This window comes from Streptomyces sp. CB01580, assembly GCF_001905795.1.
Taxonomy (GTDB): domain Bacteria; phylum Actinomycetota; class Actinomycetes; order Streptomycetales; family Streptomycetaceae; genus Streptomyces.
This window is the reverse complement of the sequence record NZ_LIXJ01000037.1, coordinates 17,564-43,469: the sequence shown is the minus strand read 5'-3', so window position 1 is coordinate 43,469 and position 25,906 is coordinate 17,564. Positions and strand designations below refer to the sequence as shown.

Annotated in this window: 24 protein-coding genes and 1 pseudogene; 9 read left to right on the top strand and 16 right to left on the bottom strand. The window is 69.3% G+C overall.

Annotation, left to right across the window (positions count from 1 at the left end; genetic code table 11):
* Window positions 1-199: 199 nt before the first annotated feature.
* The 4 genes from AMK22_RS33415 to AMK22_RS33400 are packed head-to-tail and all read right to left on the bottom strand — an operon-like array spanning window position 200 to window position 4,681.
* Window positions 200-1,684: an AMP-binding protein gene (locus AMK22_RS33415; protein WP_073791164.1), complete on the bottom strand. Its 1,485-nt coding sequence runs from the start codon at window positions 1,682-1,684 to the stop codon at window positions 200-202.
* Entirely contained in the window at window positions 1,681-2,907 is a 1,227-nt protein-coding gene (locus tag AMK22_RS33410) for a thiolase family protein (RefSeq protein WP_073791162.1), read from the bottom strand. Before AMK22_RS33410 ends, AMK22_RS33415 begins: the two co-directional genes overlap by 4 nt.
* Window positions 2,904-3,836 carry a fumarylacetoacetate hydrolase family protein gene (locus tag AMK22_RS33405; RefSeq protein ID WP_073791161.1) on the bottom strand — a complete coding sequence of 311 codons (933 nt, stop codon included), beginning with the start codon at window positions 3,834-3,836 and terminating at the stop codon, window positions 2,904-2,906. The genes AMK22_RS33410 and AMK22_RS33405 overlap by 4 nt, the downstream gene beginning before the upstream one ends.
* A gap of 53 nt (window positions 3,837-3,889) precedes the next feature.
* A complete protein-coding gene (locus AMK22_RS33400; protein ID WP_073791159.1) occupies window positions 3,890-4,681 on the bottom strand; it encodes a cyclase family protein in 792 nt (263 codons plus the stop codon).
* Window positions 4,682-4,823: 142 nt separating this feature from the next.
* Here AMK22_RS33400 and AMK22_RS33395 point away from each other — a divergent pair, with 142 nt between their 5' ends.
* Window positions 4,824-5,432: a TetR/AcrR family transcriptional regulator gene (locus AMK22_RS33395; RefSeq protein WP_073791158.1), complete on the top strand. Its 609-nt coding sequence runs from the start codon at window positions 4,824-4,826 to the stop codon at window positions 5,430-5,432.
* A gap of 603 nt (window positions 5,433-6,035) precedes the next feature.
* Here the strand turns inward: AMK22_RS33395 and AMK22_RS33390 are convergent.
* Window positions 6,036-7,229 (bottom strand): MFS transporter, encoded by a 1,194-nt coding sequence (locus AMK22_RS33390; protein WP_199883381.1) that lies wholly within the window; start codon window positions 7,227-7,229, stop codon window positions 6,036-6,038.
* Window positions 7,230-7,374: 145 nt separating this feature from the next.
* On the opposite strand from AMK22_RS33390, the gene AMK22_RS33385 reads away from it, so the two are divergent.
* From AMK22_RS33385 to AMK22_RS33380, 3 genes are all read left to right on the top strand, one after another.
* Complete coding sequence (locus AMK22_RS33385) at window positions 7,375-7,950, top strand: TetR/AcrR family transcriptional regulator (RefSeq protein ID WP_079186542.1); 576 nt, start codon at window positions 7,375-7,377, stop codon at window positions 7,948-7,950.
* Window positions 7,951-8,374: 424 nt separating this feature from the next.
* On the top strand, window positions 8,375-8,542 hold the full coding sequence (locus AMK22_RS39770; RefSeq protein WP_158072112.1) for a hypothetical protein: 168 nt from the start codon (window positions 8,375-8,377) through the stop codon (window positions 8,540-8,542).
* A gap of 15 nt (window positions 8,543-8,557) precedes the next feature.
* Window positions 8,558-8,779 carry a hypothetical protein gene (locus AMK22_RS33380; RefSeq protein ID WP_073791154.1) on the top strand — a complete coding sequence of 74 codons (222 nt, stop codon included), beginning with the start codon at window positions 8,558-8,560 and terminating at the stop codon, window positions 8,777-8,779.
* 365 nt (window positions 8,780-9,144) lie between these two features.
* Here the strand turns inward: AMK22_RS33380 and AMK22_RS33370 are convergent, their stop codons facing one another.
* Window positions 9,145-9,378, bottom strand: coding sequence for an ATP-binding protein (locus AMK22_RS33370; protein ID WP_338014208.1), 234 nt, complete (start codon window positions 9,376-9,378; stop codon window positions 9,145-9,147).
* 342 nt (window positions 9,379-9,720) lie between these two features.
* Between AMK22_RS33370 and AMK22_RS33365 the strand changes: the two genes are divergently transcribed.
* A complete protein-coding gene (locus AMK22_RS33365; protein WP_199883380.1) occupies window positions 9,721-10,641 on the top strand; it encodes an NADP-dependent oxidoreductase in 921 nt (306 codons plus the stop codon).
* Between the two features lie 255 nt (window positions 10,642-10,896).
* Here the strand turns inward: AMK22_RS33365 and AMK22_RS33355 are convergent, their stop codons facing one another.
* The 6 genes and pseudogenes from AMK22_RS33355 to AMK22_RS37890 form a co-directional block, all read right to left on the bottom strand.
* Window positions 10,897-11,931: a hypothetical protein gene (locus AMK22_RS33355; protein ID WP_073791150.1), complete on the bottom strand. Its 1,035-nt coding sequence runs from the start codon at window positions 11,929-11,931 to the stop codon at window positions 10,897-10,899.
* A 160-nt stretch (window positions 11,932-12,091) separates the two neighbouring features.
* The gene (locus AMK22_RS33350) at window positions 12,092-12,814 is read right to left on the bottom strand and encodes an HAD family hydrolase (protein WP_073791148.1); all 723 of its coding nucleotides are present in this window, start codon (window positions 12,812-12,814) and stop codon (window positions 12,092-12,094) included.
* Window positions 12,814-13,677, bottom strand: coding sequence for an SDR family NAD(P)-dependent oxidoreductase (locus AMK22_RS33345; protein WP_073791147.1), 864 nt, complete (start codon window positions 13,675-13,677; stop codon window positions 12,814-12,816). The genes AMK22_RS33350 and AMK22_RS33345 overlap by 1 nt, the downstream gene beginning before the upstream one ends.
* 394 nt (window positions 13,678-14,071) lie before the next feature.
* Window positions 14,072-14,365, bottom strand: a complete 294-nt coding sequence (locus tag AMK22_RS37895; RefSeq protein ID WP_079186540.1) for a hypothetical protein — start codon at window positions 14,363-14,365, stop codon at window positions 14,072-14,074.
* Between the two features lie 799 nt (window positions 14,366-15,164).
* A complete protein-coding gene (locus AMK22_RS33335) occupies window positions 15,165-16,094 on the bottom strand; it encodes a hypothetical protein (protein ID WP_073791145.1) in 930 nt (309 codons plus the stop codon).
* A gap of 588 nt (window positions 16,095-16,682) precedes the next feature.
* A pseudogene (locus tag AMK22_RS37890) lies at window positions 16,683-17,346 on the bottom strand (transposase).
* Between the two features lie 202 nt (window positions 17,347-17,548).
* Between AMK22_RS37890 and AMK22_RS33315 the strand changes: the two are divergent.
* Genes AMK22_RS33315 through AMK22_RS33305 form a run of 3 tightly spaced genes read left to right on the top strand, consistent with a single transcriptional unit; the run spans window position 17,549 to window position 20,639 of the window.
* Complete coding sequence (locus AMK22_RS33315; RefSeq protein WP_073791144.1) at window positions 17,549-18,274, top strand: FadR/GntR family transcriptional regulator; 726 nt, start codon at window positions 17,549-17,551, stop codon at window positions 18,272-18,274.
* Window positions 18,265-19,518, top strand: coding sequence for a CynX/NimT family MFS transporter (locus AMK22_RS33310; protein ID WP_073791142.1), 1,254 nt, complete (start codon window positions 18,265-18,267; stop codon window positions 19,516-19,518). Before AMK22_RS33315 ends, AMK22_RS33310 begins: the two co-directional genes overlap by 10 nt.
* Before the next feature lie 5 nt (window positions 19,519-19,523).
* Window positions 19,524-20,639, top strand: coding sequence for a hypothetical protein (locus AMK22_RS33305; protein WP_073791140.1), 1,116 nt, complete (start codon window positions 19,524-19,526; stop codon window positions 20,637-20,639).
* 229 nt (window positions 20,640-20,868) lie between these two features.
* Here AMK22_RS33305 and AMK22_RS33300 read toward each other — a convergent pair whose 3' ends face one another.
* From AMK22_RS33300 to AMK22_RS33290, 3 genes are read right to left on the bottom strand one after another with little or no spacing between them, the layout of a single operon-like run.
* Window positions 20,869-21,318 carry an SRPBCC family protein gene (locus AMK22_RS33300; RefSeq protein WP_073791139.1) on the bottom strand — a complete coding sequence of 150 codons (450 nt, stop codon included), beginning with the start codon at window positions 21,316-21,318 and terminating at the stop codon, window positions 20,869-20,871.
* Window positions 21,319-21,375: 57 nt separating this feature from the next.
* Entirely contained in the window at window positions 21,376-21,876 is a 501-nt protein-coding gene (locus AMK22_RS33295) for a DinB family protein (RefSeq protein WP_073791137.1), read from the bottom strand.
* A 43-nt stretch (window positions 21,877-21,919) separates the two neighbouring features.
* Window positions 21,920-22,546 carry a class I SAM-dependent methyltransferase gene (locus tag AMK22_RS33290; RefSeq protein WP_073791136.1) on the bottom strand — a complete coding sequence of 209 codons (627 nt, stop codon included), beginning with the start codon at window positions 22,544-22,546 and terminating at the stop codon, window positions 21,920-21,922.
* 87 nt (window positions 22,547-22,633) lie between these two features.
* Between AMK22_RS33290 and AMK22_RS33285 the strand changes: the two genes are divergently transcribed.
* Window positions 22,634-23,254 carry a helix-turn-helix domain-containing protein gene (locus tag AMK22_RS33285; RefSeq protein WP_073791134.1) on the top strand — a complete coding sequence of 207 codons (621 nt, stop codon included), beginning with the start codon at window positions 22,634-22,636 and terminating at the stop codon, window positions 23,252-23,254.
* Between the two features lie 1,029 nt (window positions 23,255-24,283).
* On the opposite strand, the gene AMK22_RS33275 is transcribed toward AMK22_RS33285, so the two are convergent.
* Window positions 24,284-25,900, bottom strand: a complete 1,617-nt coding sequence (locus AMK22_RS33275) for a VWA domain-containing protein (protein WP_073791131.1) — start codon at window positions 25,898-25,900, stop codon at window positions 24,284-24,286.
* Window positions 25,901-25,906: the final 6 nt, after the last annotated feature.

The following is a 25,906-nucleotide window of genomic DNA, read 5'->3' as shown; positions in this document are numbered from 1 at the left end:
GGCGTCAAGGGCCGAGGCTGCTTGTGCAGCGCCGGGGCGCTCACCGAGCCGATGGTGGGTGATGGGCACGGAGTCCTGGGGGCCTGTCCTTTCCCGGGACGGTCCTCCCAGGGCCTCGTGCCGGTGTCGCCGGTCGGGCCGTCACCCGAGGGGGTGCGTCGGTTTACCCGCCCTCACAGGGCAATACACCTGGCCCCGTTCAGGGCTGATCGCGGAGTTTCTTCTTGTCGATCTTTCCCAGGGCGGTGAGGGGCAGCGAATCGGCGAGCCGAAGCAGTTTCGGGGCCCAGAGTGCGCCCTTGCGGGCGCGGACATGGTCCATCAGATCGGCTGGGGTGGCCTGCTGTCCGGGGCGCAGGACCACGGTGGCGGTGACGGCTTCGCCCCAGTGCGGGTCGGGTGTGCCGTAGACGGCGCTGGCGGCGACGGCCGGATGTGTGGCGAGGGCGTCCTCGACCTCGCGCGGGTAGACGTTGAACCCGCCGGTGATGACGGTGTCCTTGATCCGGTCGATGATCGTGATCAGGCCGGTGTCGTCCTGGCGGGCGACATCGCCGGTGTGCAGCCAGCCTCCCTCGAGCGCCGTTGCGGTCTGCTCGGGCTTGTTCCAGTAGCCGTCCATCACGAGCGGCCCCCGGACGCACAGCTCGCCGGGCTCGCCTGCCGGTACGTGCCGGCCGTGCGGGTCGAGCAGGGCGATCTCCACGCCGGGCATGGGCCGACCGCAGCTGCCCAGGACGTGCGGGTCGTCGCGGTGCTGGGCCGGGTCCAGGACGGTCAGCGCGTTGGGGGCCTCGGCCTGGCCGTAGTGCTGGCTGAGCACGGGGCCGAGGAGCCGGTGCGCCTGGGCGAGCCGGGCGGGGTCGGCGGGTGCGGCGCCGTAGAGGACCCAGTTCAGTCCCGACAGGTCGGCTGCGGGGAGCCGGGGGTGGTCGAGCAGGGCGTAGAGCATCGTGGGGACGACGAACGTGGCGCTCACGCCGTCGCGTTCGATCGCGTCGATGACGCGGTCCGGGTCGAAGGAGGGGTGGAGTTCGAATCCGGCGCCATGCAGCAGGCCGGGTGCGACGAGGAGCCCGGCGGCGTGCGACATGGGGGTGGTGATCAGGAAGTGGGTGTCCGGCGGCCAGGCCCAGGTGGAGCAGGCCCAGGCGTTGGCGAGCAGTGAGCGGTCGCGCAGCATCACGCCCTTGGGTTCGCCAGTCGTACCGCCGGTGTAGAAGAGGTAGAGCGCGGGGCCGCGTGGGTCGTTCGGACCGGCGGGTGTGTCGGCGGCGAGGCGGTCGAGTTCGGCGAGGGTGATCGCCTCGGTACCGTCGGGGCGGGCGCGGGCGGCGAAGCGGGCGTCGTCCACGACCAGGTAGTCGGACGCGCTGTCGCGCAGAACAGCCCGGTCGGTGTCCGCGGTGGCCAGCGGGTGCAGGGCGGTGAAGCGCAGTCCGGCCAGACAGGCGGCGGCCATGACCGTGAACGCCTGCGGATCCGGGCCGCACAGCAGGGCGATCCCGTCGCCGGGGGTGAGGCCCAGCCGTCCGAACGCGGCCGCGGTGCGCTCGATCCGGTCCGCGGTCTCACCGTAGGTCCAGGTGTGCTTTGCCCCGTCGTCGCCGGCGAAGCGGAAGGCGGTGCGCTCGGGCCGCCTGCGCAGCGCCGACAGGATCAGGTCCGCGTATCCGGGTCTCATCCGGTCCTCCCCAGGACGGTCACGGCGGCCACCGCCTCCTCGATTCCGTAAAGACCGCCGCCGTTCTCGGCGATGGCGATGCGCGCGTCGGGGACCTGGCGCTCGCCCGCCCGGCCGCGCAGTTGCGTGACCAGTTCGAAGACCTGCGCCAGTCCGGTGGCCGATACCGGGTGGCCGCGCGATTCGAGCCCTCCCGACGGGTTCACCGGAACGGTGCCACCGAGCGCGCCGGCGCCCGAGGCCGACCACGGGCCGCCGTCGCCGACCGGGCAGAAGCCCAGGTTCTCCACCTGCTGGATCTCGCCGAAGGCGGTGGCGTCGTGGACCTCCGCCACGTCGACCTCCTGCGGACCGATGCCGGCCTTCTCGTAGGCGGCGAGCGCGGCCCGGCGGCCGATGTGCCGCCCGGTGTCGTCCGCCGCCCGGTCGGTGCCCGACAACAGGACGCTGCTCAGCACCGCCACGGCCGACTCGTCACGGATGAAGTCGGCCCGCGTCACGACGGCGGCGGCGGCCCCGTCGCTGACCGGTGAGCACATCGGTACCGTCAGCGGCCACGCCACCCGCCGCGCCGCCAGGACCTCCTCCGCCGTGAACGCTCGGCGGAAGTGGGCCCGGGGGTTGTGGACGGAGTGGGCGTGGTTCTTCGCCGAGACCGCGGCCAGGTGGGCTTCGGTGGTGCCGAAGCGCTGCATGTGGGCGCGCGCCAGGGAGGCGTAGATCTCCATGAACACCGACCGGTCGCCGTCCACGAGCAATTCGGGCGGCAGGGGGTCGGTCAGGGCGGCGAGCGCGGCCAGGGTCTCCTCGCGGTGGGCGACGTCCATGGCCCCGTCGAACACCGCCAGCCCTTGGGCGGGATCGGCGCAGACGAGCTTGTCCACGCCGACGGCCAGGGCGACGTCCGACAGGCCCGCCCGCACGTGGGCGATCGCCAGCCACAGGGCTGTGGCGCCGCCCGCGCAGGCGTTCTCCACGTTCACCACGGGTACCCCGGCGAACCCGTGCGGGCGCAGGGCGACCTGACCGGGGATCATGTGCTGGCCGTCGATCGCCTTCTGGCTGACCGTGGCGTGGAAGACGGCGCCGACGTCGGCCGGGGCGAGCCCGGCGTCGCGCAGCGCCTCGTGCGCGGCCTGGCCTGCGAGGTCGCCGGCACTGCGGTCGAGGTGGCGGCCGAAGGGGGTGGCTCCGACGCCGAGGATGAGTGCTTCGCGGTTCATGACACGACCCGGTTGCGCAGCACGCCCAGGCCGGAGACTTCGAGTTCCACGGTGTCGCCGGGTTCCAGGAAGCGGCCGTGCTCCAGTCCGCAGCCGGTGGGCACGGTGCCCGAACACAGGACCTCTCCGGCGTGCAGCCGGGTCGACCGGGAGGCGAAGGCGATCATGTCGGCGAAGCTGTGGTGCATGTCGGCGGATGTGCCGCGGCTGGCCTCCTCGCCGTTGATGCGGGCGGTCATCGTGAGCCGGTACGGGTCGCCGAGCTCGTCGGCGGTGACGATCCACGGGCCCAGGACGTTCGAGTCGGTGAAGTCCTTGCTCTTGCTCAGGCCCAGCCCGGTGGCGATCTCCTCCAGCTGGGTGTCGCGGGCGCTGAAATCGTTGAAGATCGTGTAGCCGAAGATGTACGAGGGAGCGTCCGCCGCGGGGATGTCCGTGCCGCCGCGGCCCAGCACGCAGGCGAACTCCAGCTCGTAGTCCCGCACCGAGGAGTACGCGGGCCAGTGGATGTCGCTGTCGTGGCCGGTCACGGAGAGCCGGTTGGTCACGTAGTACAGCGGGCGTTCGAGCATGATGGCGGGCAGTTCGACCTGGTCGGCCGGGATGCCCTGGATCCTGGAGCGGGCGTTGCGGAAGTGATCCATGAAGCTGCCGAAGTCCCGGATCTGCATGGGCCTGGGCAGCGGGGACAGCCAGCGCACCTCGGACGCGGCGACGACCGCTTCGGGCGGGGCCTGTGCGGCGAGCCGCTCCAGGATCTGCCGCACGGGTTCGCCGCCGTCGATGATCGTCTGCATGGTGGTCAGCGCGGGGGCGTGCTCGCCGGTCACCAGGCGGTGGGCGCGGTCGAGCAGCAGCAGGCGCTCGCCCTGGTCGAGTACGAGCGCGGTCCGCTCGACGCGGTCGTGCTCCACGGTTGCGAGTTTCACGGTCGGTTCCTCTCCTCAACAGGGTGCAGGGGTCGGCCTGCGGGGATCGGGGGTCAGACGAAGGCCACGACGCGGGCCGGGGCGGCGCTCGCGCGGGCGATCTTGATCGGGAAGAACGCCACCCGGAACCCCGACGGGGGCAGCGCGGCGAGGTTCGTCAGCTGCTGGACGATGAAGACCTCCCGCTCGCGGCCGGCCCGGTGGCCGTCCCACAGCACGGAGTTGTCGCCGCTGTCGCGGAACTTGCGCGCCATCACGGCGAAGCTCAGGTCCCAGCCCGCGGCGTCGGTGCCCAGGACCTTGGCCCCGAGGTCGGCCAGGAACAACGTCGACCCGCGGCTCACGCCCGGGTAGCGGAAGAACTCGGGGTCGGACAGCCCGTACCGCTCCTGGCCGGTGCGCAGCAGGACCGCTCCGCCGGCCGGGACCGGGGCGCCGTTGTCGGCGAGGGCGGACTCCAGCGCCTCGACGGTGATCGGGGCGTCCGGTTCGCACCGGTCGCGCAGGTCCAGCACGAGCGCCTCGCACCACAGTTCGTCCAGGGCGATGTCGGTGATGGTACGGGCGGGCCTGCCCTCACAGGTCGAGCCGTAGTGCAGCGGGGCGTCGACGTGGGTACCGAGGTGGGAGTTGAAGTCGGTGAGCAGTTCCGCGCCCCAGCCCTCGCCGTCGGGCAGGTCCTCGACGCTGCAGTGCATGGCGGCGGCGAACTGCTCTCGGCCCTCGCCCGTCGGGTGCGCGTAGGCCACGGCGGGCGCGACCACCGGGGCGAGGGGGCGCAGTTGCTCGGGGAGCAGCTCGCGGTCGGCGGGGTCCAGCGTCCTGGTGAGGTCGATCAGTTCCATGGCAAGCTCTCCTTAGTTATTGGACGCTCAGCATAGAACTGGACGATCGGCATAGGCAAGGGTTCACCGGCCCCGGGCGCCGCTTGGTCGGCGTGACAGAATCGGCCGTGTCAGGCCACCACAGCGTTGGGAAGGACACCGCGTGGGTGCGACCCGCAAGCAGGAGATCTCCGCCGAGACCCGGCGCCGGCTGGTGGCCGCCGCGTGGGAACTCGCCGCCGAGGGCGGGGCCGCCGCGGCGTCCGTCCAGGCCGTGGCGGAGCGCTCCGGCATCAGCCGGGGCTCCGTGGCCTGGCACTTCGGCTCGAAGGACGGGCTGCTGAAGGCGGTGATCGAGGAAGCGTTCCGATGGGGCACGGACTTCATGAGCGAACGCCTGGCCGCCGCCGGACCGGACGCCGGAATCGAGGCACTGATCGAGGCGAACTTCGCCCTGATGTCCCGGCCCGAGGCGCACATCTTCTCGACACTCCTGATCGAGGCGGTGAGCCGCGAGTCGTCCCTGCGCGCGACGTACGCCGAGGAGTACGCCAAGATCCGCGGCCTGTACTCCGACCACCTGCGCGCGACCAGGGCGCACGCCGCCGACCCGGAGGCCGTCGCGGCGGCACTGCTCGGCGGCACCCTGGGCATCAACATCCAGCACCGTTTGGACCCGGCTCTGGACCGCCGACGGGCCGTGACCGCGATGACGGGCATCTACACCGACGCGCTGTCCGGCACCAGACCTGACACCCCGTCCGACACCTGACCCGCACCCGGCTCCGGGCCACGCCGGGCGAGGCCGGGGACCAGGCCCGCGCGGCGAGCGCCCGGGGGTCCGGGGGCAGCCGCGCGGCTGTGTGGGCCTCTCGCCCTCGGAATGCCGGTGCGGCCGGGGACCTCGGCTGCCGCCGTGCCAGCCCGGCGGCGTCCGTGCCGGGCTGGTCAAGTCCGGGTGCTCGCTGAAGTAGCCCAACAGCCGGTGAATGGGGGCGGCGGCATCGGCTCGGGCCACCGGGGAACCGTCTGGATCGACCGCGGCCCGGTCCGGGAGAAGGAGCAGCCGGTACGGCGCGTAAGGAACGAGAATGGGCGGCCGAGACCACCGCCGCGCACCACTTCCACGCCCGGGAAGGGCACCTGCGGCCGGCCCAGGCGAACCAAGCGGCCGGAGGCACGTCGTTCCTCTTCGAGCGTCGACCGACGGCCCCGGCGTCCGGCGGAGTCCTGGGCGCCGGCCGGCATCACCACCCCGCAGTATCCGAGGCTTCGGACAAGTCCGGGGAAGACGATCGTGCAGTCCTCGTCCCGAACCGGCGGAGCCCGCGTTCGCTCGCGTCCGACGGCGACCGGGAGCGCGTCCGGCTCGACTTCAGGCGGCAGGGGCGCGTCGGAGGACCACGACGGGGAGGAGCAGTACCGCGCCCGCGACGACCGCGACCCAGAACCCGTTGCCCGCGCCGAGGCCGTCGATCACGGGCCCGGCGGCTGCGGGACCGATCGCGGTGCCGAGGCTCAATCCCGCGGTCGACCAGGTGAGCGCCTCGGTGAGCGAAGCCTGTGGGACGTTCTTCTCGATGAGCCGGGAGCTGAGAATCATGGTGGGGGCGAAGAAGACTCCGGCGACCAGGACCGTGACGGACAGCGCGCCGATCGATCCGACGAACACCATGGGTACGGTGGTCAGCGCGGTGGCTATGAGCCCGGCCCGCAGGAGCGCGCCGATCGGCAGCATGATCGTCCTGCTGCCGAACACGAAGCCCGAGAGGCACGATCCTGCCGCGTAGGCGGACAACACGATGCTCGCCAGCGCCGCGTTGCCCCCGGCCTCGGCGAAGGCGACGGAGACGACATCGACAGTACCGATGATCACTCCCATCGCCGTCATGGCGACCACGACGACGGCCACGGTCGGATCCGAGAGAACCCGGAACAATCCCGACCCACCCGGCAGTTCGCCGGGCAGCGCCCCTGCGATCGGCGGCTCGGTACGGCGCTGCGCGGTCAGCCACAGCATTCCCGCCAGCGAGAAGACGCTCGCGGCAACAAGTCCCGCCTGGGGGAACAGGGCGACGCCGAGACCTATGGAGAGGGGAGGTCCAAGGATGAAACAGACCTCGTCGAGCACGGTCTCCCAGGAGTACGCGGTGTGTACGTCGCCCGCGTCACGAAGGATGTGACTCCAGCGGGATCGCACCAACGCCGGGGCGCTGGGCGTCACTCCGGCCAGCAGGGCGAACACGAACAGGAGCACCTCGGGCCCGTCGGACGCCGAGGCGACGGCCATCGCCCAGATCCAGGCAGTGCCGAAGAGCGCGACGGGGACGACGACGCGGCGCTGCCCGTACCGGTCGACGAGACGGGCCACCTGCGGTGAGGCGACGGCGGCGACCAGGGTGTAGCAGGCGGCCAGCGCGCCTGCCAGGGCGTAGCTGCCGTGGGTCCGGGAGACCATCGTGATGATGCCGATACCGACCATCGACAACGGCATGCGCGCGAGCACCCCGGCGGTGGTCATCGGGGTGGCACCGGGATGCCGGAACAGCGTCGCATAGCGAGTGAACACGATTCTCCTACCTGCCGGACCGAACGCGAGCCATTCACATACGCCACGTATGCGAATGACGCTAATTGACATACGCCGCGTATGTCAATTACGTTGTGCCTCACCGAGGAACGGAGAAGCCGTGGGGCGCAGGACCCGTACGGAGATGCTGGATGCGACCCGGCAAGCCCTGATCGATGCAGGCCGGCGCCACTTCGGCGAGGTCGGCTACGCGGCGACGTCGATGGACGATCTGACGGCCTCGGCTTCGTTGACCAGGGGCGCGCTGTATCACCATTTCGGCGGCAAGAGCGGTCTGCTGGCGGCTGTGGTGGAAGCGGTGGACGCCGAACTGGGTGTGAGCCTGGACGCCGCGGCGGCCGAAGCCCCGGACCCGTTGGGCGCGCTGACGGCCCGTTGTGTGGCCTATATCGAACTCACCCAGGCGCCGGACGTACAGCAGATCCTCTTCCACGACGCCCCGTCCGTGCTGCCCGCCGCGGTCGAGTCGTCCACCGCTTCCTGCATCCGGTCGATCACCGACGCGATCGACCGCGCACAACGCGCCGGGGAGGTATCCACACAGGTGCGCGCCTCGACCCTGGCCGTACTCCTCAACGGCGCACTGGTCGATGCCTCGCGCTGGGTCGCGGCCGGCCGCTCGGAGGATCACGCGGCCCGGCAGACGGAAGCGATCGCCGCGGCCCGTCTGATCGTCGCCCGTCTCGGCAGTCGGCGATGACCTCCCCGCTCCTGCCGGACCTGCCCCCGCGGGAACTCGAGTGCTTCTCGGTGCTGTCCGGGAAACTCCATTTCGGTCGCACGGCCGAGCGGCTCGGGGTCTCCAGGGGCGCGTCTCACGGATGATCAAACGGCTGGAAGGCCGGGTCGGCGCTGTTCGAGCGCACGAGCAGGCGCGTCACGCCGACTGCCGTGGGCGCGGCGTTGGCCGCCGATGCGAATCCCGCGATCGACCGCCTGCGGCACGGGTTCGTCGACGCCCAGGCCGGGGCCCGCTCTCCGGAGCGTCCGCCGCGGATCGGCTCGCTCGTCGCGAGCAACCGGCACGGGGTGCTGCTGCCACCGGGTCGGCGCGGTCTCCCGGCGGCGAGTGGACTCCCCACCCGTCTCCCGCCCCTCACACACAACTCACATACGATCGCCGGATGGACGATTCCCGGTTCCTGGATCTGCTGGAAAGCCTGTGCCGCCGGCCCGCCATGTACACCGGCGAGCGAACGGTCGCTTCCGTCGCCGTCTTCATGAGTGGCTACTTCACCGGCGCATCTCATTCCGAACCCGCGTACCCGGATCACCCGCCGTACGGGGTGTGAAACAGGTGGGTCGAGATGCGCTACGACGTTTTCGACCCCGCATGGTCCTGGACTCGGATCCTGCTGCACCATCACGTCGACGACCAGGGGGTCCTCAAGGTTCTTCCGTCCTTGTTCCACCAGTTCCTCAAGGAGCGGGACGCACACGGCGTCGAGGAACTCGCAGCACGTCACAGCAATCAGTTCGCCGAGCGCCGGCCGGCACCCGAGCGCACGCACACGAAGGACCCGCACTGAACGCGCCCGATCCGAACGCACACCATCGAATCAGTCCCGACGCGCCGCTCGACGCTGCTCTTCAACGAACATCAGGTGACGAAAAGACTGATCACTTCCCACAGGTGACAAGTAACCCGAGCAGATGGTGACAACCGTCGTGCTCCATCCCGGGGAGTCGCCCGGACCGAGCGGCGTCCCCGGTGACGAGTACCGCGCTCCGGCGCACCTCGTGCGTCGTCATCATGGGCTCGACGCCGGCGGTGTCTCGCCACGGCAGGCGCGCTGGGGCTCCGGTCTCCTGCTCGGCCCACGTGACCGAATCCGGTGGGGCCGATGTGGACACCGTGTGGCCGCCGGCCACGGGGCTCCGGGGCCAGGGACCGTTACGCCGCGCCCGGCAGTGACACCTGGACCGTGAGGCCGCCGCCCGGGTTGGCGGTCAGGGCCAGGTCGCCGTGGTGGGCGCGGACGATGCCGGCGGCGATGGTCAGACCCAGACCGTGGCCGCGGCGGGTGGGGTCCTGTTCGGCCAAGCGGCCGCTGCCGCGCAGGAAGGGCTCCGTGAGCCGGTCGACGGTGCCGGACAGCGGTGGTCCGGTGTTCGTGACGGTCAGCAGGGCACAGCCGGGGTGCGCCGGATCGGGGCCGCTGGTCAGGGTGAGCGATCCGCCCGGCCGAACGGGGACCGGTCAGGACATCGCGTACCGCAGGGTCATCAATCCCGACGAGCTGCTGCGCGTCCGAGCTGTCACACCTGGAGGGGCTGCCCCGTCTGCTTGATGAGAAGGCAAGACGGGCGAAGGAAAGCGCGAGCAGGTGAAATCGATCGCGCGGAACGGCATACATCCCCTTGCTGCAGCTCCCCGATGACGAGCCGCCATGAGCCCTGTTCGTGACATGGGCCCTGTTCGTGAACGGGGTGCGCGTTCGAGTCGCCCCTCCCAGTAAGGACCACGTATATGCAAGCCATCACTGTGCGAGACCGTGACGCCGGTCTGGCCGGGATGTCTCTGACGGACATGCCCTACCCTCACGCGGCCGAGAACGACGTCATCGTGCGGGTGCACGCCGCGGGCTTCACCCCTGGCGAGCTGGACTGGCCGGGCACGTGGGCCGACCGCGCCGGCCGCGACCGGACGCCCAGCGTGCCCGGGCACGAGCTGTCCGGTGTCGTCGTAGAGCTGGGGTACGGCACCACCGGCCTGAGTGTCGGCCAGCGGGTGTTCGGCCTGGCTGACTGGAGCCGCAACGGCTCGCTCGCCGAATACGCCGCGGTGGAGGCCCGCAACCTCGCGCCGCTGCCGGCGGACATCGACCACACCCTGGCCGCCGCACTGCCGATCTCCGGGCTGACCGCCTGGCAGGGCCTGTTCGACCACGGCCGCCTTACCACCGGTCGGACGGTCCTGATCCACGGTGCCGCGGGCGGCGTCGGCTCGATCGCGGTCCAGCTTGCTCGCGAGGTCGGCGCCCGCGTCATCGGCACCGGCCGGTCCGCCAGCCGGGACAGGGCACTCGCCCTGGGCGTCGACACCTTCATCGATCTGCAGGCCGAGAAGCTGGAGGACGCCGGCGAGGCCGACGTCGTGTTCGACGTGATCGGCGGCGACATCCTGGACCGCTCGGCCGCTCTGGTCCGGGCCGGCGGCACGCTCGTCACCATCACCATGCCGCCCAAGGTCCAGCCCAAGGACGGGCGGGCGGTCTTCTTCGTCGTCGAGCCCGACCGCGCCCGGCTCACCGATCTCGCCACGCGGCTGAGGGACGGCCGGCTCAAGCCGGTCGTCGGTGCTGTGCGGCCGCTCGCCGAAGCGCCCGCCGCGTTCGCCCCCGGCACGCGCGCCCCGGGCAAGACGATCATCCGCGTCGCGGAAGACTGAAGAGGGGACCCATCGTGATCGGAATGCGGATCGAACGCATCGATGAGCTCGACATGGGTCGCACCGAGCGTGGGGCGGTTCTCGAACGGCACGATGGACTCTTCGGGCCACGGGCCGCACACCGGGTCCAGGAGCAGGTCCCGCATCCGGTTGAAGCCGTGCTCGACCGCGAGGACCTGATCGAAGTCCGTGTAGTCCCAGTACCCGTGAGGACCGCACGCGACCGGGAGTAGTCCCGGTTTGCCAGGTCAGTCATCACCGAGCAGGCGGTCGGTGATCTCGAAAGACCTCGGACTGCTGCCGGGCGCGGCTGAACTCGCCGGCGCCGACCCGGGCAGCGAGGGTGTCGTCGGTGCCGGACAGCAGGGAGCCGTAGCCGGTGGCGGCCCACAGGCTGCGTTCGGCGGGCACCTCGAAGTAGGGGACGGTGCGGCCCTGGTCACGGACCGCCAGCACCTGCGGCGCGCGGCGGGTGCGCAGGGCCTGGCCGCAGTCCTCGCAGACCGCGACGTCGGCCCGCTCCCGGCGGCCGAGCGGGCGCCAGGTGGTCCGGCGGACGGCGGTGCCGTGCCGGGGGTCGAAGAAGCACAGCGGGATTCCGGGGGCTGGGTCCAGGGCGGAGCGTCCCTCGGCGACCAGGGCCAGCACTCCGACCAGGTCGGGCAGGCCACGTGCGGCGTCCAGCACCCGGTCGGCCGCGTCGTAGGCGTCCAGGGCCCGGCTCAGTCCCGGGGTGGCGGCGCCGTCGGCGTGCTCCACGGCCTCGCCGAGAGCGAGCAGTTCGGCGGCGGCCCGGCTGCGCAGCCCGGCCTCGTCTGCGGCCTCCTCGGCGGCGAAGACGGCGTCGGGGAAGGTGAAGGCGGTGTGCCGGGGCGAGCGGCGGCGTACCAGGAGGGCGGCACCGACGACGGCGAGAACCAGCACCGCGGCGAGCGCGAGCAGGGTCCCGGAGCCGCCGGAGGAGCCGGAGGCCTTCTCCTCGGCCCGGGGGCGGGCCGAGTACTCCTTGTCGATCCTGGCGGTCTCGGCCTTGTAGACCTCGGTGCCGTTTCCGGCCTTGATGAGTTCCACGGCCTTGCCGACCCGGGCAGCCAGTCCGGCGTCGTCGAGTTCCTTCAGGAAGCCGACGGCGGAGGCGGCGTCGCGGGTCTGGTGGGCATCGGTGGGCCACTCGGTGCCGGTGAGCCACTTCCCGTACGCGTCGTTGGTGATCAGGATCAGCTGCTGCCGGTCGAGCCGTTCCTTGAGCACCGCGGCAAGGGTGCGGGGGTCGCCGTAGAGAGTTGACACAGTTCCAGGTCTGTCAACCCATCACCAGGCCATAGGGTACGACGCCTCCTTCTCACCCGATCTGCAGCACTCCAGCTCACACACCCGCCAGCGACCGCGAGGCAGATCCCGGAGACCCCGGCGCCGGTGATCGCAATCCGGGCCTTTCGCCGACCTCTCGTCACTTTCGCCCTCCGACGTCGCACGCTGACGCCGTCAGTGACGTCGACAGCAGCTCCCGAGTCTGCTCCAGCACGGTTTGACGATTCGCCTGGCGGATTCCGAACCACTGGGCGGCCTCACGAATATGGGGGTGCGGCTCGAACAGCAGCGACAATCCGGCGCGGTTCAGCACCTCGATGTCCGGCCAAGAGTTTCCCAGCGCGTACGCGACACTCCAGTCCACCGCCCTGGGCTGCACCGCCTCCTCCAGTACAGCCCTTTTTCCTCCCGGCAGCGCAGGAGCCAGTTCGATATGGCCGGTGTACTGGCCCTCGGCGCGGACGAGTCGAGTTCCGCTCCCGGCATGGACGCCGAGGTCCCGGGCGACCAGACGCACGATCTCGTCCGGACTCCCGGAGACGAGAAGCGTGCGGTACCCGGCCAGATGGAGTGTGTCGATCAGTGGCTTCGTATGGGGGTAGACGGATACCTTCTCGCGCTGCCACACCTCCTCCGCCAGCTCCTGTATCGCCGACTCGGGCAGGCCGGCCAGCGTCTGAGCGTATTTTTCGTAGAGCGCGTACATGCCCGTGACGGAGCTCCGGGCATCCTGGTAAAGCCGTCCGAGGTCCTTCATCGCCGCAGGGTTTATGAGCTTCGTGGCACGTTGGGATCCGAGCATGGCCATCCCCAGCGCGGTGGGCGTGAGTGTGCCGTCCATATCCAGTAGCGCGATCTTCATCAGAGTTCCCGTCTCCCGGTGCGCTGGTCCCTCACCATCGAATAGTCACGCCTCGACTCACCGCTGAGCTGGGCGAGCCACCTCAGCTTTTCCGGCGCGAGCGTGTGAAAGGCCGCGACGTACGGCACGTAGGCGGGGACGTTCACCACAGGACGTGGTCGAACCAGGGACTTGGCGATACTCCGTGCGACCTGCTCCGGTGTCGCTGCCGGGAAGATGTCGCTGAGCCGCGACATTCTCCGGGAGGACACATGACGGAAAAAATTCGTACCAGCCACCGCTCCGGGGCGCACTAGCGTCACATCGACGGGGGTAGAGGCGAGTTCCAGGCGCAGTATCTGGCTGTACGCCTCCGCTGCTGCCTTGGCCGCGGCGTACGCTGCAGCGGGGCCGCGGACGTAGACGCTCCCTGCCAGCGATCCCATCGTGATGATCTGCCCGCCTCCGCCGGCAAGCATCAAAGGGACCACCGCGCGGGTCGCGTGCACCATAGCGTCAAAGCTGGTCCGCATGGTGCGTTCGATGTCGTCATCACTCATGTCGGCGTCGTCTACCCAGCGGCTGTACGCCGCATTGTTCACGAGTACGTCAACACGCCCATGGTGGCCGTGCGAAGCGGATATCCACGCCTCCAGGGCGTGCCGGTCGGTTACGTCCACCTGCTCGAAGCGGAAAGATCCGGACGATGCCATGGAGCGCGCAGCCTCGATGTCACTCCTCGATATGTCACAGACGTGGACCATCGCGCCATGCTCGGCCAGCAGGCGTGCCACGGCCCAACCGATGCCTTGGGCACCTCCGGTGACGAGGCAGGCCGCGCCGGTCAGGCGGTCACGCAGGGTCTTGTTCAGCCGGGATGCCATCTCCGCTCCTTCAGTCGGGCCTTGGGGACGGGCGGCCAGGTTCCGGGCAACCGCTGTCCTGCCTGCTGGTAGTTGTGGCTCGACCCGGTCATCGATCGGAGACGGGGCCGGTACGGGACGTCGGCTCCGCGAAGGGGTTTGGCATGTGCTTGACGATCTTTCTGACCTGGACGGCACTTGTCAAGTAAAATGAGATGTTTATTCGGCTACAGGCGATTTGGTCTTAGTTGCACTATTTTGGTGGGGTCGTTGATCCGGACCTGCAGGGCCATCTCGGGTGGTTTCGGCCGTCGGGCACAGCGCTCCGAGTGGCGTTCGCAAGCCTCGGCGAGGGCGACGGCCCGCTGGTCCCCCACTTCGTAGGCGGTACCGAAGTGGACCGAGGCGGGAGCGTTCAGGCCGATCCCGGAGTGCCGGTGCTCGTGATGGTCTCGCGGATCAACTCCTCGGCCTGTTCGGCGGTTTCGGCGCGTTCGACCGTGTGACCGACGATGCAGCGGCTGAAGATGTCGGTGATCACATAGGCGTGGAACCAGATGCTCTTGGCCGGACCGGGCAGCCGGGTGATGTCCCAGGCGAACACCTGAGAGGGCCCGTGCACGACCAGTTCGAGGATCGTTCTGGGCGGGTGGGTTACCTGTCGGCGGCGTTCACCGTTCTGCCCAGCGGCGGACAGGATCCGGTACATCGTCCGCTGCGAACACCAGGAGATTCCCGCGTCCAGCTCACGTGCCCGGACCTGGACGGATGGCAGGTCGGCGTACTCCGGCCGGTTCAGCAGCGCCAGAACCCACTCCCGCCCGGCCGGTGTCCGGGCCGAGCGGGCGTGGGTCTCGGGGACGCCGGACGCTTCGGTTTCGGGCTGAGGTAGGGGTGGCGCGTGAGCGTCTGGTCGGCCGGCAGGCCGCTGCGGTGCCCAACTGCCCCTGGACACTTTCGCAACGGTCCCCGCCCAGCGTTCCGGCAGGGCGTCAGTCGGCGCCGCTATCACGAACCGCGCGGCCGTACCGGTAGGTGGTGTGTCGATCTCCGCACCCATGGACGCGCTACGCCGACGCGATGTGTTCGACGAGTTGGTGTAGGACCTACTGCTGGTGGCAACGACCACCGGCCGACGGCTACCCCGTCCAACGGAGTGATGACGCAGACCGGGCACAGGCATCCACCGCAGTCCCGAGGCGGGGACGCGGCTCCGGCCCCACCGTTCATGACTATCTGAGTTCTGGGGCCAGCATCAAGGTATCTGTCCGGTCAAGCCGAACGGCCCGTTGGTAGTGGGGTGAGCGAGAGCGACCCTCGTCACGGGCGACCTCCGCCACCTGGTCGGGCGTGTGCCCAGGGCTGTCGGCCTTGCCGGACCGGTAGCCGCTGTGGAGTTTCTTCTCCCCCTCTCAGCCCGGCAGGTGCTCGACCGGCCACGGCAGGCTTCTGGCGTACTCCTCGTAGCGGCAGCCAAGCGTTGGAAATTCGGCGCATCTGGTGCAGGGTCAGACCCCTGCGGACGTCCGGGTGTCCTTGGCGGGTGTCACGGGCGCCGCCGCAGGGTCGCTGTCGTGCCCTTTCGGGGACCCGAACCAGGCCACTGCCACCGCGCCCGATACGGCGAGCACGAACCCGGTGATCGCCGCCCAGGCGAAGCCGGGCCGGGAGGCATCGCCGAGCCACAGCACGCCGATGATGCCCGGCAGGACGGTCTCGCCGACGACCAGCGCGGCGGTGGCGCCGTTGACCGAGCCGATCTGCAGGGCGACCGTGTGCAGGTACATGCCGCCGATGCCTGCCACCAGGATCGCGTAGAGCGCCGGGTCGCAGAGCAGCGCTCCCGGGTCGAAAGGGTCGATGCCGTTCAGCACGCGGACCCCGACGCCGAGGGCGCCGAAGCCCAGTCCGGACAGCAAGCCGGCCAGGATCGCGGCGCGCGCCCCCAGTAGGCGTACGACCACGGTGCCGCCCACGATCAGGAGCAGCGAGATCCCCAGCAGCCACCAGTGCGTGGAGATCGAGGTGTCGCCGCTGCCTTCCGGGCCCGCCGCCGTCGCCAGAAGCACCAGCGCGGAGCAGACCACAGCAATCGAGGTCCGCTCGGCGCGGTTGAGCCGGATGCCGAGGAGCTTGATGCTCAGCACCGCCGTGATCACCAAGTTGGCGCTAATCACGGTCTGCGACAGGAACAGCGGCAGGAGGCGCGCCGCCAGTGCGCCGAGCCCGAAGCCGACGAAGTCCAGGATGGTCCCGACGATGAACTCCCAGGTCATCGCCGCCTTCGCAGTGGACGACAGGCTCGGGCCACCGTGCTGGGTCACGCTGCCCGCGGCGGCCTCCCGGCGGGCTGACTTCTGTGATCCGACGGCCTGAAGGACGGAGCCCGTGCCGTAACAGATCGATGCTGCCACGGCGGTGAGCAGTCCTATGAGCACCGAAAGCTCCGTTCATGTATGGGTCGGTGGGGTTCGGTCCCGTTCCCACTGACAGACGTGGGTTTCGGCGCGAAAGTTGCTTCCGGCGAGTCAGTTACCGGCGTATCTCCCTCCACAGGCCAACTACGGTCAGCCACATTGCCCATAGCACACTGCGAGTGCAACAGGTCTTGGCCCAGCGTCACGGACTGTCCCCCTTTCGCTCGTATCTCCTCCGCGCCCCAAAAAGGAGCCCGCACCCAGAAGCCGCATCACGGAGATCACCGTCGCAGCCCCGGTCCAGCGAAGTTGGTGACAACCAGAACGGAAAACCCCAGATGGTGGCAACTGGAATGCCCAAACGGTGAAAGGTACCGCACTCAAGTCCACGTTCGGTGCCAGCCCACCGACCCACCTTGGTGTCACCTAGTGCCGCTCCCGGCAACGTTTGCCCCGTCGCACCGCCCGGCACGCACGCTCGCGGCGTTGGCCGAAAGCCCACGTAGCCCGCTACGAAGGCTTTCGGCCGCCTTGCGATCGCACGCACCGGACGCCACTCCTTCCGGGCAAACCTTGCCGGTCACGGCACTAGCATGTCCTGAGTCGTGATCAAGGTGTGGGGCGGAGGCTGCGTATCCAGATCACCGCCCCGCGCAGGTGGAGGCCGGCGAGATAGCTCTCGGGTGTCTTGTCGTAGCGGGTCGCGCGATGCCTCGCTGTTGCTTCAAGCGGTTGAAGCAGCGTCCGACCACGTTGCGCTGCTTGTAGAGTTGCTTGTCGAAGGCTGGCGGGCGTCCGCCTCGGCTGCCGCGTCGGAGCCGATTGCGGATCTGGTCGGCCCGCTCCGGGACGGTGTGGCCGGTGCCGCGCCGTCGCAGCCAGGTGCGGGTGGCTTTGGAGCTGTGGCCCTTGTCGCCCAGGACATGGGCAGGCCGCCCGCTCGACTTCACCGTGACGGGCGGGAGCACCAACGACCGCACCCGGTTCACCGCCGTGATGGAAGCGATACGGGTGCCCCAGATCGGTCCGGGACGGCCCGGAGCATGCCCTCGAACGTGCCGTCCAGATTCCACCGGCGAAAGCGGGTGTGCAGCGTGGCCCATGGGTCGTACCGCTCGGGCACGTCCCGCCAGGCCACCCCGGTGCGGAACTTCCACACGATCCCGTTGAGCACCGTTCAGTCATTCAGCCGCTTCCGGCCCCGCAGTGACACCGGCAGCAGTGGCCGGACGAACTCCCGCTCCACATCGGACAGTTCATGGCGACGTATCACCCGACCCTGATCCACTACTCGGGATCATTTGAGGGCACCGCCCAGTCCCGGGAGCATCGCCGATTTTTTTCCGAAGCAGCGATAGGGCGCGATCTGCGCACTTAGGAACATCCATGTGGCCTGCATCACATAGTGCTGGCGCGGTGACGCTGCCTCATGTTTCTCTCTAGATGTTCTAATGTCCAACATTTGGAGGTCTTTGATGGAGGGGCTGCGACAGCCGCGCCGGGCGTCGACTCTGGCTGCGCAAGTCGCTGACCAGCTGCGGGAACAGCTGGCGTCCGGGCGGTGGCCGGTGGGGACACGGATCCCGGGCGAACAGGAACTGGCCGAAACACTCCAGGTGAGCCGAAATACCATTCGCGAAGCATTGCGAGCACTTGTCCATCTCGGCCTGCTGGAGGCGCGAGTCGGGGATGGTACCTACGTCCGGGTCACCAGTGAGCTGGAGGCGGTTCTACTGCGCAGGGCGGCCGCCACGGCGCCGGCGGACGTCCTGGAACTGCGGGCGGTTCTGGAGGAGCACGCCGCCGGACTGGCCGCCGAACGACGATCGGAATCGGACACCGCTCGGCTGCAAGAACTCCTCGCCGCGGCCCGCGAAAGCAACCGCTCGGGATCGATGGCACAGGTCGCCGTCGCCGATGTCGCCTTTCACCTCGCAGTCGTCCAGGCCAGCGGCAACGAGCTGCTCGTGGAGCTGTACGAATACCTGGGCAGCGCCCTGTCAGCTCTCCTGACGGTGCTGCCATGGGATGACGACGTTGCTGCCAAGCACGATCACTGGCACAGCGCACTCGTCGAGGCGATCAGCGCAGGCGATGTGGTCGCTGCCCGCCATGCGGCATCCATGTTGGTGCACATGACCGCCCGGCTGGCCGCAGGGCAGGACAGCGCGGTCGAACGGGACCGGTCGGCATGCGAGTGAGCCACTCCCACCACTCCCTGGACCAGGCGAGGCAGACTGCGCCGGGCAGGCGGTCCACGGTGTGGCTGCTGATAGGTGTTTTGCTGGTCGCGGGGAACCTGCGCGCCGCACTGACCGGCGTGGGACCGTTGCTTCCCAGCATCGAGAAAACGACCGGCCTGTCCGGTACCTGGGCCGGGTTGCTCGGCACTCTTCCGCTGCTGACGTTTGCCGCAACCTCCCCGTTGGTCGGCCGCACCGCGCACCGCTACGGGGCACCGCAGGCTCTGGGCGCGTCGCTGACAGTGCTGGCAGCCGGGCTGCTGGTGCGCTCCCTGCCCGGGGTGGTCTTCCTGTGGGTGGGCACTGTGGTGGTCGCAGCCGCGATCGCCTACGGCAACGTACTGCTGCCCTCGGTCGTCAAGAGCACCGTGCCAGAGGACCGGATCGGCCAGGTGACCGGCCTCTATGTCACCGCGATGGGCCTGCTGGCCGCCGTGTCGTCCGGGGTGTCGGTCCCGCTGGCCGACCATCTGCCCGGCGGATGGCGCACCGCCCTGGGCTGCTGGGCCGTGCTGGCCGTGCTGGCCTTCGTGGTGTGGGCGCCGCAGCACCGGCGTACGGACTCTCCGGCACCAGCACGTGCGTCGCGAGAGCGCATCCCCTGGCGTTCCTCCCTCGCATGGCAGGTCAGCGGCTTCATGGGGCTGCAGTCACTCGGCTTCTACACCACGATCGCCTGGCTGCCCAGCATCGTGCACGATCACGGGGTGGGGGAGGCCGCAGCCGGATGGCAGTTGTTCCTCTTCCAGATCATCGGCCTCCTCTCCAGCAGTGCGCTCCCCCTCCTTGCCCGCAGGTGGAAGGACCAGCGGATCCTGGCAGCATCTGCATCGACGATCGGCGCCCTGGGCTTCGCCCTGCTGGCGGTAGCCCCCCAGTGGGCCGTCGTATCCAGCGTGCTCACAGGCTTGGGAGGCGGAGCGTGCCTGGTCCTGGCCCTGACCTTCCAGGGCCAGCGTGCGGCGGACGCATCACAGGCGGCCGCCCTGGCCTCGATGGCCCAGTCCGTCGGATACCTCGTGGCCGCCGCAGGGCCGCTCCTCCTCGGCGTCTTGCACGACCTCACCGGCGGATGGACGCTGCCACTCCTGCTGCTGGTTGCCCTGACTCTCATCCAGGCCGTCGTCGGCTTTGGCGCAGGCCGTGACCTGCGTCTGCAAGCCACCTCGCGAACTCACACACCTACACGCACCGGAGAGTGAATGTCATGACCATGACCGCCCCCTTCAGCTACCTCGACACACCGACGGCAGCACCGCTGTCGATCAGCGAACTCATGCCCGGCGTCTACAACCTGCTGGAATACGCCGCAGTCGCGGCGGGCGAGCAAGTGCTGATCCTGGCCGAGCACGGCACCGATCCGGTGGTCATCCAGGCCATCGCGGCGGCGGCCGCCTACCGCAACGCCGAGGTGCATGTACTGTCCCTGCCGCCGTTCAGCGCCGGCGGGTGGGACGCCGCAACGCCCTCACCGCTGCCGGCCTCCGCACACGCCGCCGCCGACGTGGTGATCTCGCTGACCTGGTGGGGCGAAGTGCACACAACCCAGCTTTTCTTCAACGAGATCGCCAAGCAAAAGGCACGGTTCGTCTCACTGCACCAGACAGCGACCGCTGCGGCGCTGGCCACCGGGGCGCGGTTCCCACTTGAGCTGTACTTCGCGCTGGAGGCCAGGGCATACGCCCGGATCACTGCGGCCCAGGAAATACGGGTGACCACCACCCTGGGGACAGACGTGACTTTCCGCGCCTTCACCACCCCCGGTCACCCGAGCACCCCCCTCACCAGCGGCATGTGGCGGCCCTTTCCCTACGGAGGCGCCAACTTCTACCCCGACCAGACCGACGGTGTCGTCGTGATAGAGGAGTCCACGGTCACAGGTGTACCCGCCGAGCGAATCACTCTCGAACTGGCCGGCAACCGCGTGACCGCCATTGAAGGGAGCGCGGCGGCCGCCGAACTGCGCCGCTACGCACCGAACGGCTACTACATGCGCCACGCTCTCATCGGCCTCAACCCCAAGGTACGGTCCGCGGGCGGCACCCAGTTCGAACGTGAGAAGCATGCCGGAGCGTTCTACTTCGGCCTCGACGGCCTCACCACACAGGGCACGATCGACCGCAACGGTCCCGGACACGCGCACTGTGACTGCCAGTTCGATGCGCCCACCATCACCCTCGACGGCGAGCGTTTCGTCGACAACGGTCACCTGCTTCTCCTCGATGATCCGGAAATCCACCAACTCGCCCAGAAGTTCGGTCCCGCAGAGGTCCTCCTCAATCCCAATCCGCGGCTCGTCCTGCCGCCGCGCTACAGCCGCTGACCCGGCTGCGGCTAGTACTGCAACGGTCTTTGAGGTGACGGTTGCAGTACTAGACCGCACGCGGGCACAGTGACCGCTGAGGTGATCGGGTTCACCGTCGATCAAGTCGGGGTCGTTCCGGTGTGCGCACCGAGGTGTCTGACCCGGTCCAGGCCGTGTAGGAGACTCCCGGGTGATTCGCCGCGATGCTCGGGCGGGCCCTGGCTGATCGCGCGCTGCGGCGTAGGCATCACTGAGCCGGCTGGCACTCCTCGGCGTAGCGGGCCAGCCCTTCCGCCGTGCCCTGCATGAACTTCTGGAGGTATCGCGGCATGACCCAGCCCAACAGCCAGCTCGTCTCGTACTCGCCGTACCAGTGGATGACCGTGCCCGAGTTCGCTGTCGGCTTCAGCTCGATGCGCGCGTGATAGTTGTACATCGACGAGTTGAACGCGTCTTCGTAGGCCAAGAGGCGTCGCTCGATCTTCTCAGTGATTCGCTCCCCGGTCACGATGCGTCCCGTCCGGAAAGCCCGGACGGCGCCGACGCCGTCATCGCCGCCGGGGTCGAGGTCGACTGACCGTGTCGTATCCAGACTGTCCACCTTGGACCACAGCGGCCAGCTTGCGGCATCGACCAGCAGCTTCCAGACGATTTCCGGCGAGGCGCGGGCAGTCACTCCAACGTCGTATTTTTGCATGGTAGAGGGCTCCTGTGAGTGGATGCGGTCGGCGTCCCCGGCCAAGAAGACGCGGTATCAGCGGCCGGTCGTGCCGTCGATGAGTTCGCGGAGGATGTCCGCGTGGCCCGCGTGTCGGCCGGTCTCCTCGATCATGTGGGTGAGTGCCCAGCGGATGCTGGGAGCGGGGCGGTCCGGCCGCGGTCGGGGGACCGGGGCCCCGAGATCGGTGCACTCGTCGAGAACGTCGTTCGCGCGCTTGACCGTGTCTCGGTAGCGGGCGACGACATCGGCCACGCTGTCCACCGGTGCGGCTTGGAACGTCGCCTGCCAGTCGGTGACGTCGTCCCCGAGGAACATCGAACGCTCGACGAAGGTCAGGTGGTTGAGCAGGCCGAGCAGGTTCGTGCCCGACGGCACCGCGGCTGTTCGCACCTGCGGTTCGGGGGCGCCGTCGACCTTTGCGGCGATCGAGGTCCGGAGGTAGTCGAGGAATCCGCGCAGAACCTCGGTCTCGTTGCTTCCGGTCCGGGGCGGCGGAGTGTCGCGGCGGCGGTTGCGGCGCGTGGTACTGGGCACCGTGGTCTCCCTTCCTTTGTCGGGGCGGGCGTCGGCCGCCGTGTCAGACGGTGCGGCGGATGAGGAGGACGTGGTCGGTGACCTCGGCGGTACGCCCGTCTGGTCCGGTCGCGGTCCAGCGGGATGCGTCGGCCCGCTCGACCGTCCATGTCTGCGGAGCCAGGTCGATACCCGCGGCGACTTCCTGCGGGCTCGGGTAGCAGAGGTCGGGATCCCGGTTCCACGACCACGGCGCGGCCGAACCGTGGTCGACGACCAGCAGCCGCCCACCCGGGCGCAGTGCGTGCGCGGCCGAGCGCAGGACGGTTGCCCGGTCCAGGTCACATGGGGTGTGCAGGTAGTGGGCGCAGACCAGGTCAAATCCGCCGAACGCAAAAGACTTGTGCAAGTCGGCCCGCACGGTGGTGACGCTGTCGCCCAGGCCGTGTGCGCGGGCGAGGGCGGCGAGCCGCTCGACCGCCACGGCCGAGACGTCGACGGCGGTGACGTGCCATCCCAGGCGGGCGAGCCACAGCGCGTCGCCGCCGTCGCCGCATCCGAGGTCCAACGCGTCACCGGGCGGAAGGCCCGCCACCGTCTCGGTGAGGCGGGCATTCGGCTGCGGCCTGCTGGCTGCCGGTCGGGCCGCGTAGACGCCGTCCCAGAACGCGACCGCATCAGTGGTGCTCATCAAGGCTCCTTGTGTCGGTATGAACTCAGTCTTGCCAGCCACCTCACGACCTGGCACGGAATCTTGCGGTTACGGCAAGATGGTCTGATGGATCGCAAGACGGACGACGACGTGCTCGACGCGGTGGGGCCGCGCCTTCGCGCGCTGCGTCGTGACCGCGGCATCACCCTCGCCGGCCTCGCGGCGACGACCGGCGTGTCGGAGAGCACTCTGTCCAGGCTGGAGAGCGGGCAGCGCCGGCCGAACCTGGAACTGCTGCTGCCGCTGGCCCGTATCTATGACGTTCCGCTGGACGATCTCGTCGGTGCCCCGCGCACTGGCGACCCCCGGATACACCTCAGGCCGATCAGGCGGTTTGGGATGACGTTCGTGCCCCTGTCCCGGCGACCGGGCGGAGTGCACGCGTTCAAAATGATCATCCCCGCCCCGCCGGAACCACTCGAACCGACCCCGCAGACCCACGAAGGCTTCGAATGGCTCTACGTGCTCAACGGACGCCTGCGGCTCGTGGTCGGCGAGCGCGACCTGACACTGCCGCCCGGTGAGGCAGCCGAGTTCGACACGTCCCTGCCCCACTGGCTGGGCAGCGCCGACGGTGGCGTGGTTGAGCTTCTCATCCTGTTCGGCCTGCAAGGGGTGCGTGCACACGTACGCAACGACTCTCACCGATCGCCGCAAGCCGGGAGCCGGGAGCCGACGGTGAACTGAACGAGAGATTCTGTATGCGCGTCGATGACGCCGACCTGTCGAGGAAACTGACCAGTCCTTGGTCGCTGTAGGCCACGCCCGGGGATCTCACGCGGAGCAACTGGCCACAGCGATCGACAACGCGCCGCGGCCTCCCCGGTGACAACAAGCCTGCCTATGTGACAGCTATCGTGCTTCGGCTCGCACCGGGTGTGACCGAGTGCTCAACTTGGCGAGTTGAGCATCGATCGGGGAGGATATCGCCAGATTTAGGACAGATAGTCAGGGTTAGGTTATTTTGCCCGCTCGCCCAGGACGTGCGATCTCCTGGGCGCCGTGGACGGCGTACACGGCGAAAGCGCTCGTACGGGGCCGGTTTGGTCACATACCTGCTCGTTGGATGATCTTCTGGTTCCGCACGGGATTCCTCCCCGGGACATGGCGCATCTGCTGCCGGTAGTGCTGCGCGAGATCGACGTGTCGCGAAGGGACCCACCAGGGCAGAGGTTCACATGCCTACCGTTGCATCAGCATGGCCAGCAGCACGCCGGCAGATGCCGCTAGGAACGCGATGGCCGACGCCACGTAGAGTCTTGGGCGTCGTCGCTGGGTTTCTCGTTCGATGCCGGCGTTCGGGAACGCTTTCTCGATTGGGGTCAGGTCGTCGGCCCAGCGGTCCCGGCGAGCTGGGGCATCAGGGTGAAGTAGAGATCGGCTTTGGCCGCCGGGGTGTTGGTGGGACGGAACCGTGAGACCACTCGGTGCCGGATTGGCACGGTACCCGGCAAGGCCGCTTCGGCGGGTAATTCACCCAACGAACCCGTTCTGGAACCAGAAACGTACGACCCGCACCTGGATATCGACTTCAACCTGATACGCGATGACGCCCGGGACGACTACGGCCTGACCACCTGCCGCCGCTCGGGTCAGGTCCTGCGCGGGTGCAGTTGGGGCGAGGAACGGTGCTGGCAGGAGCCTGGTCAACTGGTCCGACCGCGGGAGCAGGCCCTCCTCCATGTCGGGGTTGTGGAGGAGAAGGAGGAGGTCGGGTCAGATCAGGCGGAAGAGGTCGGCGGCGGCGCGGGTGTCGGTGAGGTCCTCGATGGAGCGGAGGTTGTCGCACAGGACGTCCAGGACCGAGCCGGCTCCGGCGGCGGGCAGGGCGCCGATAGCGACGCCGAAGACGCGGAAACCCAGCCGGTGTTTGGTGTCGTTCCAGCCGCGCATCCACGCCTCGGTGACTCCGCATTCGTCGTCGGTGATCATCACGATGTCGCCGCGTGTTCGGGCGGTGTCATTGAACTCCTCCTCCAGCAGGTCACCGGCCGTCGTCAGGGGCGTCTGGTAGCTGGTACCGCCGCCGAGGAAGGTCTCTGCGAAGTCGAGAGTCCGGGCGATGTCGGCGGGCTGGTCGGCCGGGAAGCGGAAGACGTGGAGCTTGTCGGCGGCGGAGAACAGGACACCGACGAAGTCACGCCCTGCGTGGCGGGCCTGATCCAGCAGGGCCAAGGCGCACGCCTTGGCCCATGCCTCCCGGGTGACTCCGCCGGGCCCTTCCATGTACATGGAGTGCGAGGTGTCTACGCACGCGATGATGGCACCCTGACCGGTGGTCTGCTCGCCCTGGCTGTCATAGAGCATGAGCTCCCCGGTGGCGTAGCGCGCGGCGAACACCGCACGCAGCTCGGGCGAGCCGAGACTGGCCAGCTCGGAGGGAATGACGCGGGAGAGATCATTGCCAAGGGTGATGCCGACCAGCTCCCCGGTGGCGTTCTGCACCTTGCGGGCTCGTTCACCGTCGGCCATCTGCCGGAAGCGGCCGATCAGCTCGGCCCACTGTGCGAGACGGCTGGTGCGCAGCCGCTCGGCAAGTAAGGCGCGCTGGTCGAACGGCATCCTCTCCAGCTCGCCGGGACCGACGCCCCACGCCCGCATCAACGCGGCCTCCTCCCGCACCGCCCTCGCGGCCTTCGTCACCGCGTTCCGCGCGGCGGCATGGATGCCGGGGGCCGCCGCGGCGAGGGCCTGCGCGGCGCCCTGGGCGGCCTGCCGTGCAGCGGCTGCGGCGGCCTCGGCTGCCTTGATCGCCTGTTGTACGGCGTCTGCGGCCGGGGCCGGGACGGTGCAGCCCTCGGCGGCCTCCTCGGCGGGCTGTTGGAGTGCCTCGGCCACGGCGGTCGCCGCGCCTTCGGTGTTCTCCTGGGCCTTCTTTGCTTGCTCGGCCTGTTCCTGGGCGTCCTGGGAGCGCTCAAGGATCCGGCGCAGCGCGGTGCTCTGGGCGAGCACGGCCATGGCGGCGGCGTAGGGGTCTCCGACCGTCTCCCGGCGCAGCTCGGCGAACTCAGGTGAATCCACCAGCGCGGTGACGATCTGGTGGTTGACCAGTCGGCAGGGGTCCATCTCCGCGCGCCCGCGCAACCGCGGGTTGCCTTTGTAGGCGGCCAGGAACGTATCGGTCAGAAGGTCGGTGGTGCAGTCGTAGCGCGCGTTCAGTTCTGCGTCCAGCTCGCGCAGCCCGGTTGACTGCTCGTAGGTGTCGCGCCATGTGATCCGGTCGAACCGGTCCGCGACCACGACCGTGTGCCGTCCGGGACCAGCGGCGGACAGGCCCAGGCACGTCCCGGCCCGGCTCCCCAGCTCGTCGAGCCTGCTCGGTGCCTCACCCATGGTCCT